The organism is Candidatus Competibacter denitrificans Run_A_D11 (assembly GCF_001051235.1).
In the GTDB taxonomy this organism is placed as follows: Bacteria; Pseudomonadota; Gammaproteobacteria; order Competibacterales; family Competibacteraceae; genus Competibacter_A; species Competibacter_A denitrificans.
Map to the genome: position 1 here is coordinate 74,021 of NZ_CBTJ020000040.1, position 14,832 is coordinate 88,852.

Sequence of the window (14,832 nt, forward strand, 5' to 3'; positions counted from 1 at the left end):
ACAAAATCTCAGGAGCCTCCCATGGGTCTACGCATGAAGTTCAATCTGGTGCTACTGCTGGCTTTCCTGGTCGGCTTAGTGCTGGCGGCCTATCTGACCGACCGCATCCTCAAGCAAAACGCTCGCGAAGAAGTGGTACAAAATGCCCGCATCATGATGGAAAGCGCGCTGGGCGCTCGCACTTACACCGCCGAACATGTCAAACCGCTGCTGACCTTGCAGATGAAACGGCAGTTCCTACCCCAAACGGTGTCGGCCTACGCAGCGGGCCAGAGCTTCAAGGCACTGCGTACTAAATTTCCCGAATACACCTATAAGGAAGCGGCGCTTAACCCGACCAACCCCAATGATCGGGCCAGCGATTGGGAAGCGGATATTATCAACGAGTTTCGTAACAACGCCGATCATAAAGAGCTAGTGGTCGAGCGTGATACCCCGACCGGACGGATGCTAAACCTGGCACGCCCGCTGGGCATCTACGACCAAGGCTGCCTGACCTGCCACGGTAAGATTGAGGACGCCCCGAAAACCATGACCGATATCTACGGCGTCACCAACGGTTTCGGCTGGAAGATGCAGGAAATCATCGGTGCGCAAGTCGTCACCGTACCCATGTCCGTACCCCTGAATCGTGCCCAGCAAACCTTCACTACCTTCATGATTTTGCTGGGAGGCGTGTTTTTGTTGCTGCTGATACTGCTCAATATTCTGCTGCATTTCGTAGTGATCCAACCTGTAGTGCGGATCGCCGATATCGCCAACCAAGTCAGCATGGGCCAGACGGACGCGCCGGAATATGTGCGTCCTGGCAAGGATGAAATCTCATCGCTGTCGCAGTCCTTCAGCCGGATGCGCCTGAGCCTGGAAAACGCCATGAAGATGCTGGGCGAATAGCGATATGGCCACTGAAAGCGGCGAGTCCACCACAACACGTCCGCCGCAAATTAGCCGCTACCGGCTGCTCAGAACGCTTGGCCGGGGCGCGATGGGCGTGGTGTACCTCGGCTATGATGAGGCAATTGATCGGCAGGTTGCCATCAAAACCATTCATCGCACCTTGCTGGAAGGCCGAGATGGCGCTGAATGGCTGGAGCGGTTTCGGCGGGAAGTACGCGCCGCTGGCCGCTGTTTGCACCCGAATATCGTCACGGTCTTCGAGTACGGGGAGGAAACAGGGGTTCCATACATCGTTATGGAATATGTGCAAGGCCGGGAATTACGCGATTACCTGAAGGACCGTCAGCCGCTGCCCTTGGCGAACGCCGTGGCGGTCACCGTGCAGGTACTGCACGCGCTCAATCACGCCCACGCCAGCGGCGTGGTGCATCGAGATATCAAGCCGGGCAACATTATCTTATTGCCCGACAGCCAAGTGAAAGTCTCGGATTTCGGCATCGCCCGCGTGGAAGCGACCAGCGGGATGACGCAACAGGGCATGACGGTCGGTACACCGGCTTACATGGCCCCAGAGCAGTTCAGCGGCCGCGAGGCGGATCGGCGAGCCGATATCTACGCCACCGGCGTGGTGCTGTTCGAAATGCTCACCGGGAATCGCCCGTTCGCTGGGCGTGGCGCTGGCGAGCTGATGTATAAAGTCCTCAACGACCCGCCACCGCGCGCCACCACGCTAAACCCGCGCTTGCCATCGGAATTGGATGCGGTGCTCAAAAAAGCCCTGGCGAAAGCACCGGAGGACCGCTTTCAATCCGCTGGCGAATTTATCGCCATTCTGGAAAATCTGCGACTGGTTGAACGTGAGGTGACGGCGGATGGTTCTACGCTCATCCGGGTCGCACCGGTGCCAGTTCCTGAATCCCCGACCAACGCCTTACCCGGCTGGGATGCCACGTTACTGAGTCAAACCGAGCGTTTATTGACCGAAGTGCTGGGGCCGGTGGCCAGGGTGTTGATCCGGCGCACCGCACAGCAGGTCAGTAGTCCGGCTGAACTGCTGCAACAGTTGGCGGCGGCGATCCCTGGCGAGCCGGAACGGCTGCTCTTCCAGCGGCGAATGCGGGGTGTGATGGGCGGCACCCTGGGGGGTAGCATCAGCCGCACGGTCACGGGGGGCAGCAGTGCGCCCAGTAGCCAGATCAGCGCACCGGTCGGCTCTCTCGATCAGGCAATGCTCGAAACCGCCCGCCAAAAGCTGGCCGTGTATGTCGGTCCAATCGCGAAAGTTCTGGTCAAACAGGCTGCCGCTCAGGCACGAACTCCCCAGGAACTCTACCAGCGGCTCGCGGAGCATATCCCTACCGCGAACGAGCGAAGCGCGTTTCTAAAGCAAACGCCAGGGTAGGCGAGTCGCTCCGTATCAAGGCACGACAACCTCAGCGCCGCCAGTTCACGCTGATTGACCCAGCCAATAATCCAGCCCCTGAGCGCTGATTTCGATATCGGCTCGCAACACCTCGCGCCACTGATCGGCTGGCCAGCGTTTTTGTACCGCCTCTTGCTCCATAAGCGCCCATACCCCGGCTAAAAGCCGCGCACCGCGTTCCGGGCCACTGTCCCGCTCCCGTTCGGCTACTGCGACATGGGCATCGATCAAGCGATGCAGATCACCCCCCAAACGCGGCACATCCCGCACTTCGGCAAAGTGGGTGAGATAAACCGCCGGTGGCCGGTACGACAGAATCCGATCCACCGATTGGTGCATAACCGGCGGCTCGAATTGGCTCGGTGAGGTGGTGGGAATGATGGAAGGCCGCCCATCGATATCCAGCTCACGAAAGGACATGCCGAAGATATCGCCGGTAAACAGGCAACCGCTGCGGGTGTCGAGCAAGACCAAATGGTGGCGGGCATGACCAGGAGTATCCAGGCAGACTAACGTGCGACCCGCCAGATCGAAACTGAAACCCTCGCCCGCTTCCTGAATCCGCTCAACAGGGATTGGGATGGGATCACCGTACAGATGCTGAGCTTCCGCCGCACCGTATACCTCCTGCACAGCGGCAAACAGTCTGCTGGGATCGGCCATGTGCCGTGCGCCGCGTGGATGGACGATGAGCTTCGCCGCAGGGAAGGCTTGAATCATCGCGCCAGCACCGCCGGCATGATCCAGATGGACGTGAGTCAAAAACACATAATCAACGCTGGCGGGCGACAAACCCAAGGTCTGTAACGCGCTGAGCGTGCGCGGTAAACACGCATTACTGGCGGTATCCACCACCGCAACCCGACCATTTTCGACGATGAGATGAACCGCAGCGAGCAGCGGCCGGATGTAACCGGAGTCAACGGCGTAGATACCATGGGCGTAGCTTAATAGATCAGCCATCGGATGTTATTTCCATTTCAAAATTGGGTTAATTATGCTATTATTCATATTGAAATATATACCAAAAACAAAACCAAACCGATTGTAAGGTCGGGACGGAAAGTCACGGGTCCTATTTCACGGGAAAGCCGGGCTGCCGCATTCGATCCGCGTGAGGGTCGGCGTGGTAGACCGGTTTTTTGTTTGAGTGGTTATCGGTGTGCATCAACGCCTCGCATAGCTGGCCTGGCCGCCGCGAGACGATAGCTTCAAGATGAGGAGACGTGCGATGTTAACTTATAAAGATTGCGTAGATGCAACGGGTCTGGAAGAAGGCGAGATCGAAGCCATCGCCCAACATGAGCACCTGCCGGAAATCGTCGCGGCCGAACTCGGTTACGGACTGGCGCAACAGACAGGTGGCGAACAGATCATCGATCAGATGATTCGTGATGACATCAAAACGGCCAAGCAACCCGAGACAGCGATGCGTTGGCAAACGGTTCTCGACCGGTTCGAATCCAACCACCAGATAGGGACTCAAAGCGTCTAGGACGCGACCCGTTCGTCCCAAGTTCTTTAATCCCACCGCATCGCTTCAGGGCGATGCGGTTTTTTGTGCGGATAGAGCTTAATTCAAATCCACATCGCGGAAATAGCGGGCGCCCCAATCCGTCTGCGTGGCGACGCCTCTTTCGTTCAGTTGATACACCACGATCTTGGGATCGCTGGATACGTTGTCCGGCGATCCCGACATGGCAAACTGGCTTAACTGTTGCGGATCGCGGAATACCATGATTTGCCAGTACGGCTTGACCGATGTCCCTGGACCGAGGTCGGTGCGGGCCAGTTGCATGAACGTTACCTTTCCGCTCCTTTCCATCACCATGCCCCGGCCGTGCTTTTCGACCAGGACTGCATTCAAGCCGTTGATCTCGAACACCCCATAACCGGCGGCGCCTTCAATTTCAGTTCGAGTGAACGGCTTAAGCTTGTAGAGTTGTTCCAAGGTGCGGTTGCGGACTTTAAGAATAGCCTGGCGTTGCTCCTGTTTGGCTTTCTCGCTCAACGTCCCAGTAGAGCGCGGCACCGGTTTACTCTTTGGCTTAGACGGCTCCGTGGCGCAGCCGGCTACCAGCAATCCGGCCAGCAAACCACCGATTACCAGGGTGTGCCGGATCGCGGAAGAAGTGAATCGCATGATGTGGTTCTCGCATCTCCGCTGGGAAGACAACAGTTCTAAAACAGTTCGATATCGCCGAAATGGTCATCGGGGACGGCCAACGCGCCATTGGCAATCAGTTTTTCGTAGGAACAAACCTGATTGCGGCCGTGCTCTTTGGCGTAATACAGCGCCTTGTCCGCGCGTGTGATCAACTCCGCCGCTACTTCCAGATCGAGAATTTGAATGAAACCCACGCTGGCGGTCACTTGGCCGACTTGGGGAAAATGATAGCGTTCCAGATTCTGCCGGAACCGTTCCAGCACATTGTGGGCATCCTCCAGTGCGCGCGTCTTGAACACGACGACGAACTCCTCACCGCCATAGCGGAACAGCAGATCGGCACGCCGGAACGAACTGCGCATGATATTGGCCATCAAGATCAACACCTCATCGCCATACAAGTGGCCGTAGGTGTCGTTGATGCGCTTGAAATGATCAATGTCGAGCACGGCTAGCCAATAATGCTTACCGCCATCCCCTTCGCGCCGCTCAGGTTGTTCCCGTCGCAATTTAGCCTGTGCGCTACGCCGGCTGGCGTGCAAGATCTCTAACAGCTTGTCATCGAAGGTTTTGCGATTGAGCAAGCCGGTGAGTTTATCGCGTTCGTTGTCCTCGATTAATTTCAGGTAGTTCCAGTAAATTTGTACGAACCCTTCGACCAGCCGATGATCCTCCCGCAAGTCACGGCTGGCGACCAACCGCAAAAACCCGATCAATTTGTCGTGGCGAGGAATGGGGAAGGTGTGACGATTGCCTTGGGCGGTAGGTTCAACCACTACCTGCTGCTCTTGCACACAGGCGAGAAATCCCGCATCAGTAGCCACCGGAATCATCGTTTCAAGATCGTCCAGGTCGTCACTGGGAACCTGGCAGCCCTCATGATCCACCCGCACCAGCAGGTTGGCTTGATCCGCTTCACAGCGATAGAGAGCGATCTCCTCGACGGCCAGCAGATCGAACATCGTCTGGGTCAAGCAGATTTCCAACGATAGCCGGTTGCGTTTCTCAGTCAACCGTGCGATGGATTCGAGCAGTTTATCGTGGTCAAGCTCGTTCACAAGCACTCAAACAACGGTTAATAGCCTAGACGGAACCAGCGATTAGCCTGGTAGTCACCAAACACTGAGGCCACGCGCGCCGGCAGGTCGCATCGATTCCCAACCCAACGGGTCTTGATACTCGTAATAGTATGATCTGTTGGGTGATCAGACTCAAACGGGCGACCTCAGCGGTCTCAACGATTCCTATCTTGCATCACCCTTAGATCGGGCTGCTTGCTCGTCCGGCAGCAATTCTGCCAACGAACGCAATTTGAGATGTAACGCCGCCTTGGAGAGCAGATGCGCGCTGACCGGTGCGGTGATGAACAAAAACATTGTTACCAACGCTTCATGTAGGCTGACACCTTCGTCGTGTGTGCTGAAATACAATGCTGAGGCAATCAGGAGGCTGCCGACCCCCAAGGTGGTGGCTTTGGTGGGCGCGTGCAGCCTCATATAGAAATCAGGCAACCGCACCAAGCCCAGGGAACCGATGAAGGTAAAAAGCGCACCGGCCAGAATCAGCAAAGACAGCAGGATATCCAGCATTGGACTCACTCGATGATATCGCCGCGCAACAAAAACTTGCACAGCGCCACGGTGCCGATGAAACCCATCAGGGCGATCAAAAGCGCTGCCTCGAAATAGAGGGTGCTGGCCAGATGAATCCCCAGTAGGACCAGCCAGGCGATGGCATTAATGTAGAGCGTATCCAGTGCCAGGATGCGATCTGGAAGATCAGGGCCGACCAGCAGCCGCCAGATACTGAACACAAAAGCGGCCGTCACCAACGCAAACGCGACCGGCAGGGCGACACTGGTCAGCATGGCTCAAAAACCTCCCGCAACGGTGCTTCATAGCGATTTTTGATAGTCGCCACCAAAGCATCTGGGTCGGTGGCATCCAGCGCATGGACCAGCAAATACCGACGATCCAGCGACAAGCGTGACGATACGGTGCCAGGGGTCAGGCAGATGGTATTGGCCAACACGCTAATGGCTAAATCTGAGCGCAGCGCCAGCGGCACCTGTACAAACACCGGCCGCCGCCGGGCTGGTGAGCGAATAATCAGCCACGCCACCACCACATTCGCCAGGACAATATCGACCAGGACGATGCCGATAAAACGCAGCAGGATAAGTGGCCGATGAATCCGCAGGGTTTCCGGCCAAAAGCGGGCGGCGAATAGAGAAATGCTCCAGCCCAATAGCAATCCCAATACTATCTGGCCGGGAGCAACGCTATTGGCCAGTAGTAACCAAACCACTCCCAGCGCCAAGGCAACGAGCGGATGCGGCAGCACACGGTGTCTCATGGCTCCCCTCCCGGCTTGAGAACGGCCTGAATATAACGTTGCGGCTGTAACAGTTGCTCGGCGCTCGCGCGTGCCCCGTGCTCCAACACACCGGCGGCTACCGTCAGCGCCAATCCCAACAGCAGTAGACCCACAATAGGCGCCAGTTCACGGGCCAGTGCAACCCCCGGTTCCGGCGTGAGATCCGCCGTCGGTGGTGACGCCTGGTAGAACAGCAGACTGCCGGTTCGTGCCAGAGTGATGACACCGATCAGGCCAGCGCTTAGCACGGTGGCCATGATCCAGGACCACCAGGGGTGCGCGAGTGCCGCGCGCAACGTCAAAAACTTCCCAAGAAACCCCGATAAGGGCGGCAGGCCGACCACCGCCACGGTGGTGACAAAAAACAAACCGCCCAGGATACCCGCGCTGACAATGGTCGGGCCGGGATCGAGTCGATCTCCCAGGTCGCCACGCCGCTGGGTAATGCGGTCGGCCAACAAAAACAGGGCGGCGGTGGCAAAGGTGGTATGCGGCAGGTAATACAAGCCGGCGGCGATCCCACTCACACTGCCCAGGCCGAACGCCGTCAATAGTGATCCCACCGAGGCCACCACCAGATAAGCGGCTTGTTGGCGAAGGCGGGTACTCGCTAGAGCACCCACCATGCCGACTAGCAAAGTCGCCAAGGCCATCGGTAATAACCACGGTTCCAGCAATCCGGCGACTAATCCCGCATCCGCCCCAAACAGCAGGGTATCAACACGCAGAATGCTATAGGCGCCGACCTTGGTCATAATGGCGAACAGCGCGGCAACCGACGCGCTGGTATGCGCATACGCCTCAGGCAGCCACAGATAAAACGGCAGCAGCGCCGCCTTGAGCGCAAAGACGGCAAACAGCAACAGGCCCGCTACCCGCACCAGTGGCGCATTCTCCGGCGACACCGCAGCAACCTTGCGCGCCAGGTCGGCCAGGTTGAGCGTGCCGAGTATCCCGTAGAACGTACCCGCTGCAAACAGGAAAAATATCGACCCAATCAGGTTGACCGTCACGAAATGCAAACCGGCCCGCGTTCGCTTGCGTCCACCACCGTGCAACAGCAGCCCATAGGAGGCGATCAGCAGGATCTCGAAGAACACGAACAGGTTAAACAGATCACCCGTCAAAAACGCACCGTTCAACCCAAACAGTTCGAACTGGAATAGGGTATGAAAATGCGAACCGGCCGCATCATCACCGCGCAGCGCATACCACAGAGCGAAAAAGGCCAAGAATGCGGTAGTGACCAGCATCCAGGCAGCCAAACGATCCGCCACTAAGACAATACCAAACGGCGCCGGCCAATTTCCCAGGGTGTAAACCAGCATACGACCATCGCTCACCTCCGCCGCCAGGGCCAGTGCCAACCCAAGCTGACCCGCGACAGCAACAACACTCACGCCGCGCTGCCAAGCAAGACTTCCGTGCCCCAGCAACAATAGGATGCCGGCCAACCAAGGCCATAGCACCGGCGCGATGACCCAATGGTTCATGGTCGATGCAACCCGTCCACATGATCATTACCCATCTCGGCACGCGCCTTGAGGGCCAGCACGATGACGAAAGCTGTCATGGCGAAGCTGATCACGATGGCCGTCAACACCAGCGCTTGCGGTAGCGGATCGGCATAGCCGGACACGCCGGGGACGATCACCGGTGGCTGGCCGATAGTGAGTCGGCCCATGGCAAACAGAAACAGATTCACCGCGTAAGACAGTAAGGTCAATCCCAGCACCATCGGAAATGTCCGAGCGCGCAACGCTAGATAAATTCCACCAGCGGTGAGTGCGCCAACGAGTAGCGCGAACAATAGCTCCATCAAGGCATCTCCCCTGATACGGCGGTGCCTTGCCGAGCGCGCGCGGAGCGCCGCTCAAAACGGTGCAATAAGCCTAAGCGAATTAAAATCAGCAAGGTCGCGCCGACCACCACCAGATAGACGCCCAGGTCGAACACCAGGGCCGAGGCCAGCTCGAAATCACCCACCACCGGCCAATGCAGATGAGTAAACGCCGAGGTGAGGAACGGATAGCCCACGAGCAAACTGGCCAATCCGGTCAAAGCGGTCGCCAGCAAACCGACGCCGATAAACCGCTGCGCATTCCATGGCAAACGTTCCTGGCCCCAGGCAATCCCGTTGGCCAGATACTGGACGATCAACGCCGCCGCTGTGAGCAGACCGGCGATGAAACCGCCGCCGGGCAGATTATGACCACGCAGAAAGATGAAAGCTGACACCAACAGCGCCAAGGGCAACAGCAATCGGGCAAGAGCCGCCATGATCGCCGGGTGAACATCCGCATCCCAGGGCTGGCCTTTAGGGTCATCAACCGGACCATCCAGCCGCAACCCTTCCAATAAGGCGTAAATACCAAGAGCGGCCAGGGCCAATACGGTGATCTCACCCAAGGTATCGTAACCGCGAAAATCCACCAAAATGACGTTAACCACATTGGTGCCACCGCCACCCGCCACACTATTGGCCAGAAAGAAATCGGTGATACTGTCGTAGGGACGGGTCAGCACCGCCCAGGTCAGCGCTGCCGCACCAACACCGCCGGCGACCGCCAATATCCCATGCCCACTGCGTTGCGTCATGGTCGATTCGATAGGACTGTGTGGCGGCAGGAAATACAGGGCCAGCAAGAGCAACACCACCGTCACCATCTCCACCGCAAGCTGGGTTAGCGCCAGATCCGGGGCGGAGAACTTGACGAAAATCAGCGCCATCACCAGGCCAACCGCTCCGATCAGGATCAATGCTACCAAGCGCTGTCGATGTAAAACCACCACGCCGGTCAGCGCTGCCAGCAATCCCAAAGCCGCCACTAGGCTAACGCCATCCACTGACAACAGCGGGCGCCGTCCGGTCAGTGGTACCGGATCACCGAGAAAACCTGCTGTCCCCAACACCAGCGCGGCGGCGATCACGACCGTCAGCAGCCGCTGTAGCGAACCCGTATCCAGCCACCGGGTCAATGCACCGCTTACAGCGAACAACCCATTGAGTAAGGCATTATAGATCCGCTCCGCATCCAACCCCTCGGTGTGGCGGTCATGAAACGCGAACAAGGGTTTGCGCCCCCAATAAAGCAGTCCGCCGCCAATCAGGGCGATCACGCTCATCGCCAGCGCCGGATTCACACCATGCCAGAGCGCCAGATCGTGGGCCAGTGGCGGTCCTTGCAAAACCGCAGTACTCGCTACTGTGAGGAGCGGTTCCACCACTTGGGCTGGGAAGATGCCCACCACCAGGCAAAGCAACACCAACACCTCCATCGGCACCTTCATCCAGCGCGGCGGTTCGTGTGGGGTTCGCGGTAGGTCAATGGGATCGCCGTTGAAAAATACATCGTGGATGAAGCGCAGCGAGTAGGCTACCGCGAACATCCCGGCCAGGGTAACCGCTGCCGGCAGCAACCAACCCAAGCGCAAATGAGTGGCGGCACTGAATGCTTCCGCGAAAAACATTTCCTTGGATAAAAAGCCATTTAATAAGGGCACGCCCGCCATCGCGGCCGCAGCCACCATGGCCAGCGCCCCGGTATAGGGCATTTTCCTCCATAAGCCATTAATCTTTCTCATATCACGGCTACCGGTTTCGTGATCGATGATACCAGCCGCCATGAACAGTGACGCTTTGAACGTAGCGTGATTGATGATATGAAACACACCCGCTACAGCGGCCAGCGGCGTACCGATACCGAACAGCAACGCAATCAAGCCCAGATGGCTGATGGTCGAGTAGGCCAATAAACCTTTGAGATCATGCTGGAATAAAGCGAAGAGCGCACCCAGCACCAAGGTGATAACGCCCGCGCCACCGACCAGCCACGACCATTCGTCCGTTCCAGACAAGGCTGGGAACAACCGTGCCAACAGGAAAATGCCCGCCTTAACCATGGTGGCCGAATGCAGGTAGGCCGAAGCCGGAGTCGGCGCCGCCATCGCGTTCGGCAGCCAGAAATGAAACGGAAACTGGGCCGATTTGGTGAACACGCCGAGCAGCACCAGCACCAGCATGGGCCGATAGAGCGGATCGGCGCGGATCGCATCGCCGGCCTGCAAGATCACCGATAGCTCGTAACTGCCGACAATCTGGCCGAGCAGCAAAAAACCACCCAGTAGGGCCAAACCGCCCGCGCCGGTGACGGTGAGGGCCATCCGTGCGCCGTTGTGTGCTTCCTCACGGGGATACCAATAGCTAACCAGCAAAAATGACGAGAGGCTGGTCAATTCCCAGAAAATCAGTAGCTGGATCAGGTTCTCGGCGAGAACGATGCCCAGCATCGATCCCATAAACAGCAGCAGGTAGGCGTAGAACCGTCCCAGCGGATCTCGCTCCGACAGGTAATAGCTGGCATACAGCACGATCAACAGACCGATGCCTAAAATCAGCAGGGCAAACAGCAGGCCCAAGCCATCGAACCGAAACGCCAGATCAAGGCCGACGCTGGGCAACCAGCGCAACCGCTGGATGATGGTCTCCCCGGCAAACGGCGCACCCGCTAGCGGCAGCAAGCAGCCGAACGATAACAGAACCGTGAACCCCGCTGCCCACGCGGCATGAGTGCGACCCAAGCGCGCCAGAACCGCCACCAGGATGGCACCAAGAAACGGAATCAGGGTGACGATCAGCAATAAACCCATAGCGACAAGAATCAACATTGACCGGCCGCTGCAACGGCTCGCATTGCGGGGGATCGGGCGGAATTCGGCGGACGGATAAACCGTCTATCGGCTTCGCTCCAATCGGTGCGCAGGGGGACCGAATCGGCTAGCGGCTAGCCGCCTTTGCCAGGGCCACCTTTGAGACTGGCACCCGACCCAGGCACCGGCTGATCCATGCAGAACATTCTAATAGGCGATCCAGATCGATACCCGTTTCGATGCCTAATCCCGCCAGCAGATACACCACATCCTCAGTGGCGACATTGCCTGCGGCGCCTTGTGCATAAGGGCAGCCACCCAACCCCGCCACTGAACTGTCGAACACGGTGACACCGCATTGCAGGGAGGCATAAATATTGGCAATCGCCATCCCGTAGGTATCGTGGTAATGGCCAGCCAGACAATCGAGCGGCACGCGGGTGCTAACCGCCGCAATCATCCGCTTGGCGGCCTCCGGCGTGCCGACACCGACGGTATCGCCGAGGCTGATCTCGTAACAGCCCATGGCAAACAGCGCGCCCGCCACCTCGGCAACCGCTTCAGGCCGAATAGCATCCTCATAGGGGCAACCCAGCACACAGGATACATAACCGCGAACCGGAATCCCTGCCGCCTTTGCCGCCGTCAGCAACGGCTTAAATCGTACCAATGATTCCGCTATCGAGCAGTTGATATTCTTTTGGGAGAAGGACTCGGAGGCGGCACCGAAGACGGCGATTTCCCGCGCACCTGCTGCCACGGCTGCCTCAAAACCTTTGAGGTTGGGCGTGAGCACCGGATAGGCGACCCCTGGCAAACGCTCAATAGCGGCCATGACGGCAGCGCTATCGGCCATCTGTGGCACCCATTTAGGCGACACGAACGCAGCGGCCTCAATGACTTTGAGACCAGCCTCACCCAGTCGGCTGACTAGGGCCACCTTGGTGGCGGTGTCGATAATTTTCGGCTCGTTTTGCAAGCCGTCACGCGGCCCGACTTCGACGATCTTGATGCGCTTGACCACGGTCATGCGTCCTTATGGCTGGTATCACCCCGTGGTCGGGCTGCCGCTGTGTCACCAAGCAAGCCGACCGTCCTGCGCCGCGCTCGGAGAACGGCTAGGCGTTTAGCGCCCTTTGCGGTGCGAATCGGTTCGACCGTCACCCCGACGCACCGGGCGTGGCGGTCGGTTTTTAGTCTCGTCACTGAAGCGGAAGCGGCCGGCCAGCACACAGCCTTTCATGCCTGGATTACAGGTTTTCTCCAGGACATGCTGGCAAACGCCATTCAACTCATGCGGACAACCCCAACCGCCCATCGTTTCTGCTCCCCGTTCGGCCAACTCCACCTTCCTGGCGGAGCATGGCCTGAAAAGAAGGTTCTACCATCGTTGATAATAGTCAGGGCCACCCGGCCCACCTGGAAAACCGGGGCCTCCAGGCGGCGGGTAGGGACGATTCGACCGGCCTGGCGGACCTTGCCGACGCCGCTCCGGTCGGCGGTAATAATCCTGCCGGTCGCCGTAATCCGGTCGTCCCTGATACTCCGTCTGATTATAGCGGTTGGGCTGGCCCTGATAACCCGACTGGCCCTGCGAATTCTGCGGCGGACGATCCGGCCGACCCTGCTGGGAACCGGACTGGCCCTGATAACCCGACTGGCCCTGCGAATTCTGCGGCGGGCGATCTGGCTGGCCCTGCTGGGAACCAGACTGACCGCCTTGCGAATTCTGCGGCGGACGATCCGGCCGACCCTGCTGGGAGCCGGACTGGCCTTGGGAACCCGACTGGCCTTGTGAATTCTGTGGCGGACGATCCGGTTGGCCCTGCTGGGAACCGGACTGACCGCCTTGCGAATTCTGCGGGGGACGATCCGGCCGACCCTGCTGGGAACCGGACTGGCCCTGATAGTCCGGCGGCGGGCGATCTGGCTGGCCTTGCGAACCGGACTGATAGGGTTGAGCCAAGGCTAGCGGCGCTTGGCCCACCAGCAAAAAAGCGCCCAACACCACGGCAATTTTCGTCAATTTCATCTTAGTTCCTCACCTCGTGCAGCCTGCTGGTTCCGATCAATCCGTCCGACGCTGAGCGTCTAGACACGATTATGGCTAATTTCGCAACCATGTTGTGGAATAACTGATTAACATAAGCTGAATGTTAGGCCGGATCGAGTGCGCCACCGCAACTGCTGCCTTGTCCGGCGGTGCAACCGTAACAATGATCGGCTACCCGGATGCGAGTCCCAATTAAATCTTGCTCCAGCAGCGCGGATAAGTGGATGCTTGCTGCTCCGTTGGTTCCGAGCGGCAATCCCAGCATCTGGTTGAAATCGCAATCATAAACATAACCTCGCCAATCCACCGAAATCAGGCTACGACACATGACCCCATCCAAATTTTCCTCCCGATGCGCCCCTTTGAGCAGATTCAGGTAATCGGCGAATTGTCCTTTGGTTATCAATTGGCTACCAAAACGCTGGATGGGCATGTTGGCCAATGCAAACAATCGAGTGAATACAATCCCATAACGGGTTAACAGCGCCTGACGATAAGCCGCTTCCAGGCCCGCCTGATCCGGCGGCAGCATTGGACCCAGCGGGTTGTAGACCAGATTCAGCACCAGGGGGCTGCCCGGTTGACCATAGCCCAAGCGGTTGAGCTGTCGCAGCCCGGCCAGGCTGGCCTCGAATACGCCCTTACCCCGCTGCCGGTCAACGTTTTCTTCGAGATAACACGGCAAGGAGGCGGTGATCTCGACGGCGTGCGCCGCCAGAAAAGATGCCAAATCCTCCTGGCCGGTCTCGCTGAGAATCGTGAGATTGCAACGGTCGATGACATGGATACCCAACGCGCGAACATCGGAAACGAATCGCCGAAACGACGGATTCAGCTCCGGTGCACCGCCGGTCAAATCCAAGGTGGTGATCTGCCGGGCCGTCAAATAACGCAACAGCAACGCCATGGTTTCCCAACGCATTTCCTCGGTTCGCTGCGGCCCGGCCGCCACATGACAATGCGTGCAAGACTGGTTGCAGCGGTAGCCCAGATTTGCTTGCAGCGCCTCCAGCGGACCTCGGTGGATGGCGGGGAAATCGGTTTTTACCAGCAGGGGAAGCGTGTCACGCATGGCGTTATTCTCAAAAAAGGCCTGATCAGCCCGCTAAAGGAAACATCGCATCACTCCCAGCCCTTACGAAACCGGATCGTGTTTGGATGCGTAGGCAGCCACTGCCGGGAAAATCGCCTTTAATGTCTCCTTTAATAATGGCGAAATCGAACGTTCTTGAGATAATCTACCGAAAGATTGCGGTATCGATTGGA

Annotated in this window: 16 protein-coding genes and 1 riboswitch; of the genes, 3 read left to right on the forward strand and 13 right to left on the reverse strand. The window is 58.3% G+C overall.

Going from position 1 to position 14,832, the window contains the following annotated elements; translation table 11 throughout:
• Positions 1–21 precede the first annotated feature (21 nt).
• Entirely contained in the window at positions 22–894 is an 873-nt protein-coding gene (locus BN873_RS08655) for a c-type heme family protein (protein ID WP_048672919.1), read from the forward strand.
• A gap of 4 nt (positions 895–898) precedes the next feature.
• A complete protein-coding gene (locus BN873_RS18765) occupies positions 899–2,299 on the forward strand; it encodes a serine/threonine-protein kinase (protein ID WP_053085275.1) in 1,401 nt (466 codons plus the stop codon).
• Between the two features lie 45 nt (positions 2,300–2,344).
• Here the strand turns inward: BN873_RS18765 and BN873_RS08665 are convergent, their stop codons facing one another.
• A complete protein-coding gene (locus BN873_RS08665) occupies positions 2,345–3,283 on the reverse strand; it encodes an MBL fold metallo-hydrolase (RefSeq protein WP_048672921.1) in 939 nt (312 codons plus the stop codon).
• Positions 3,284–3,345: 62 nt separating this feature from the next.
• A riboswitch (cyclic di-GMP riboswitch) is annotated at positions 3,346–3,424 on the forward strand.
• Between the two features lie 127 nt (positions 3,425–3,551).
• On the opposite strand from BN873_RS08665, the gene BN873_RS08670 reads away from it, so the two are divergent.
• A complete protein-coding gene (locus BN873_RS08670; RefSeq protein ID WP_053085276.1) occupies positions 3,552–3,815 on the forward strand; it encodes a hypothetical protein in 264 nt (87 codons plus the stop codon).
• A 78-nt stretch (positions 3,816–3,893) separates the two neighbouring features.
• Here the strand turns inward: BN873_RS08670 and BN873_RS08675 are convergent, their stop codons facing one another.
• The 12 genes from BN873_RS08675 to arsS all read right to left on the reverse strand — a co-directional run bounded on the left by BN873_RS08675 (position 3,894) and on the right by arsS (position 14,638).
• A complete protein-coding gene (locus BN873_RS08675) occupies positions 3,894–4,463 on the reverse strand; it encodes a lipid-binding SYLF domain-containing protein (protein ID WP_048672922.1) in 570 nt (189 codons plus the stop codon).
• A 38-nt stretch (positions 4,464–4,501) separates the two neighbouring features.
• Positions 4,502–5,545 carry a GGDEF domain-containing protein gene (locus tag BN873_RS18770; protein WP_053085277.1) on the reverse strand — a complete coding sequence of 348 codons (1,044 nt, stop codon included), beginning with the start codon at positions 5,543–5,545 and terminating at the stop codon, positions 4,502–4,504.
• Between the two features lie 186 nt (positions 5,546–5,731).
• Positions 5,732–6,076 carry a Na+/H+ antiporter subunit G gene (locus tag BN873_RS08685; RefSeq protein WP_048672924.1) on the reverse strand — a complete coding sequence of 115 codons (345 nt, stop codon included), beginning with the start codon at positions 6,074–6,076 and terminating at the stop codon, positions 5,732–5,734.
• A gap of 5 nt (positions 6,077–6,081) precedes the next feature.
• Positions 6,082–6,354 carry a K+/H+ antiporter subunit F gene (locus tag BN873_RS08690; RefSeq protein WP_048672927.1) on the reverse strand — a complete coding sequence of 91 codons (273 nt, stop codon included), beginning with the start codon at positions 6,352–6,354 and terminating at the stop codon, positions 6,082–6,084.
• Positions 6,348–6,842 carry a Na+/H+ antiporter subunit E gene (locus BN873_RS08695; RefSeq protein WP_048672929.1) on the reverse strand — a complete coding sequence of 165 codons (495 nt, stop codon included), beginning with the start codon at positions 6,840–6,842 and terminating at the stop codon, positions 6,348–6,350. Before BN873_RS08695 ends, BN873_RS08690 begins: the two co-directional genes overlap by 7 nt.
• Positions 6,839–8,356, reverse strand: coding sequence for a monovalent cation/H+ antiporter subunit D (locus BN873_RS08700; RefSeq protein ID WP_048672930.1), 1,518 nt, complete (start codon positions 8,354–8,356; stop codon positions 6,839–6,841). Before BN873_RS08700 ends, BN873_RS08695 begins: the two co-directional genes overlap by 4 nt.
• Entirely contained in the window at positions 8,353–8,682 is a 330-nt protein-coding gene (locus tag BN873_RS08705; RefSeq protein WP_048672932.1) for a Na+/H+ antiporter subunit C, read from the reverse strand. The genes BN873_RS08700 and BN873_RS08705 overlap by 4 nt, the downstream gene beginning before the upstream one ends.
• Entirely contained in the window at positions 8,682–11,531 is a 2,850-nt protein-coding gene (locus BN873_RS08710; RefSeq protein ID WP_374727158.1) for a monovalent cation/H+ antiporter subunit A, read from the reverse strand. The genes BN873_RS08705 and BN873_RS08710 overlap by 1 nt, the downstream gene beginning before the upstream one ends.
• A 109-nt stretch (positions 11,532–11,640) precedes the next feature.
• Complete coding sequence (locus BN873_RS08715; RefSeq protein WP_048672934.1) at positions 11,641–12,543, reverse strand: hydroxymethylglutaryl-CoA lyase; 903 nt, start codon at positions 12,541–12,543, stop codon at positions 11,641–11,643.
• Positions 12,544–12,639: 96 nt separating this feature from the next.
• Positions 12,640–12,855, reverse strand: coding sequence for a hypothetical protein (locus BN873_RS08720; RefSeq protein WP_374727159.1), 216 nt, complete (start codon positions 12,853–12,855; stop codon positions 12,640–12,642).
• Between the two features lie 39 nt (positions 12,856–12,894).
• On the reverse strand, positions 12,895–13,545 hold the full coding sequence (locus BN873_RS08725) for a hypothetical protein (RefSeq protein WP_048672937.1): 651 nt from the start codon (positions 13,543–13,545) through the stop codon (positions 12,895–12,897).
• A 124-nt stretch (positions 13,546–13,669) separates the two neighbouring features.
• Positions 13,670–14,638, reverse strand: coding sequence for an arsenosugar biosynthesis radical SAM (seleno)protein ArsS (gene arsS, locus BN873_RS08730; protein ID WP_048672941.1), 969 nt, complete (start codon positions 14,636–14,638; stop codon positions 13,670–13,672).
• Positions 14,639–14,832 lie beyond the last annotated feature (194 nt).

Coding starts and splice junctions, on each gene's coding strand:
- BN873_RS08675 (WP_048672922.1), bottom strand. CDS start 4,463: ATGCGATTCACTTCTTCCGCGATCCGGCACACCCTGGTAATCGGTGGT.
- BN873_RS08715 (WP_048672934.1), bottom strand. CDS start 12,543: ATGACCGTGGTCAAGCGCATCAAGATCGTCGAAGTCGGGCCGCGTGAC.
- BN873_RS08700 (WP_048672930.1), bottom strand. CDS start 8,356: ATGAACCATTGGGTCATCGCGCCGGTGCTATGGCCTTGGTTGGCCGGC.
- BN873_RS08665 (WP_048672921.1), bottom strand. CDS start 3,283: ATGGCTGATCTATTAAGCTACGCCCATGGTATCTACGCCGTTGACTCC.
- BN873_RS08725 (WP_048672937.1), bottom strand. CDS start 13,545: ATGAAATTGACGAAAATTGCCGTGGTGTTGGGCGCTTTTTTGCTGGTG.
- BN873_RS08705 (WP_048672932.1), bottom strand. CDS start 8,682: ATGGAGCTATTGTTCGCGCTACTCGTTGGCGCACTCACCGCTGGTGGA.
- BN873_RS08695 (WP_048672929.1), bottom strand. CDS start 6,842: ATGAGACACCGTGTGCTGCCGCATCCGCTCGTTGCCTTGGCGCTGGGA.
- BN873_RS08710 (WP_374727158.1), bottom strand. CDS start 11,531: ATGTTGATTCTTGTCGCTATGGGTTTATTGCTGATCGTCACCCTGATT.
- BN873_RS08690 (WP_048672927.1), bottom strand. CDS start 6,354: ATGCTGACCAGTGTCGCCCTGCCGGTCGCGTTTGCGTTGGTGACGGCC.
- BN873_RS08685 (WP_048672924.1), bottom strand. CDS start 6,076: ATGCTGGATATCCTGCTGTCTTTGCTGATTCTGGCCGGTGCGCTTTTT.
- BN873_RS08670 (WP_053085276.1), top strand. CDS start 3,552: ATGTTAACTTATAAAGATTGCGTAGATGCAACGGGTCTGGAAGAAGGC.
- BN873_RS08655 (WP_048672919.1), top strand. CDS start 22: ATGGGTCTACGCATGAAGTTCAATCTGGTGCTACTGCTGGCTTTCCTG.
- arsS (WP_048672941.1), bottom strand. CDS start 14,638: ATGCGTGACACGCTTCCCCTGCTGGTAAAAACCGATTTCCCCGCCATC.
- BN873_RS18765 (WP_053085275.1), top strand. CDS start 899: ATGGCCACTGAAAGCGGCGAGTCCACCACAACACGTCCGCCGCAAATT.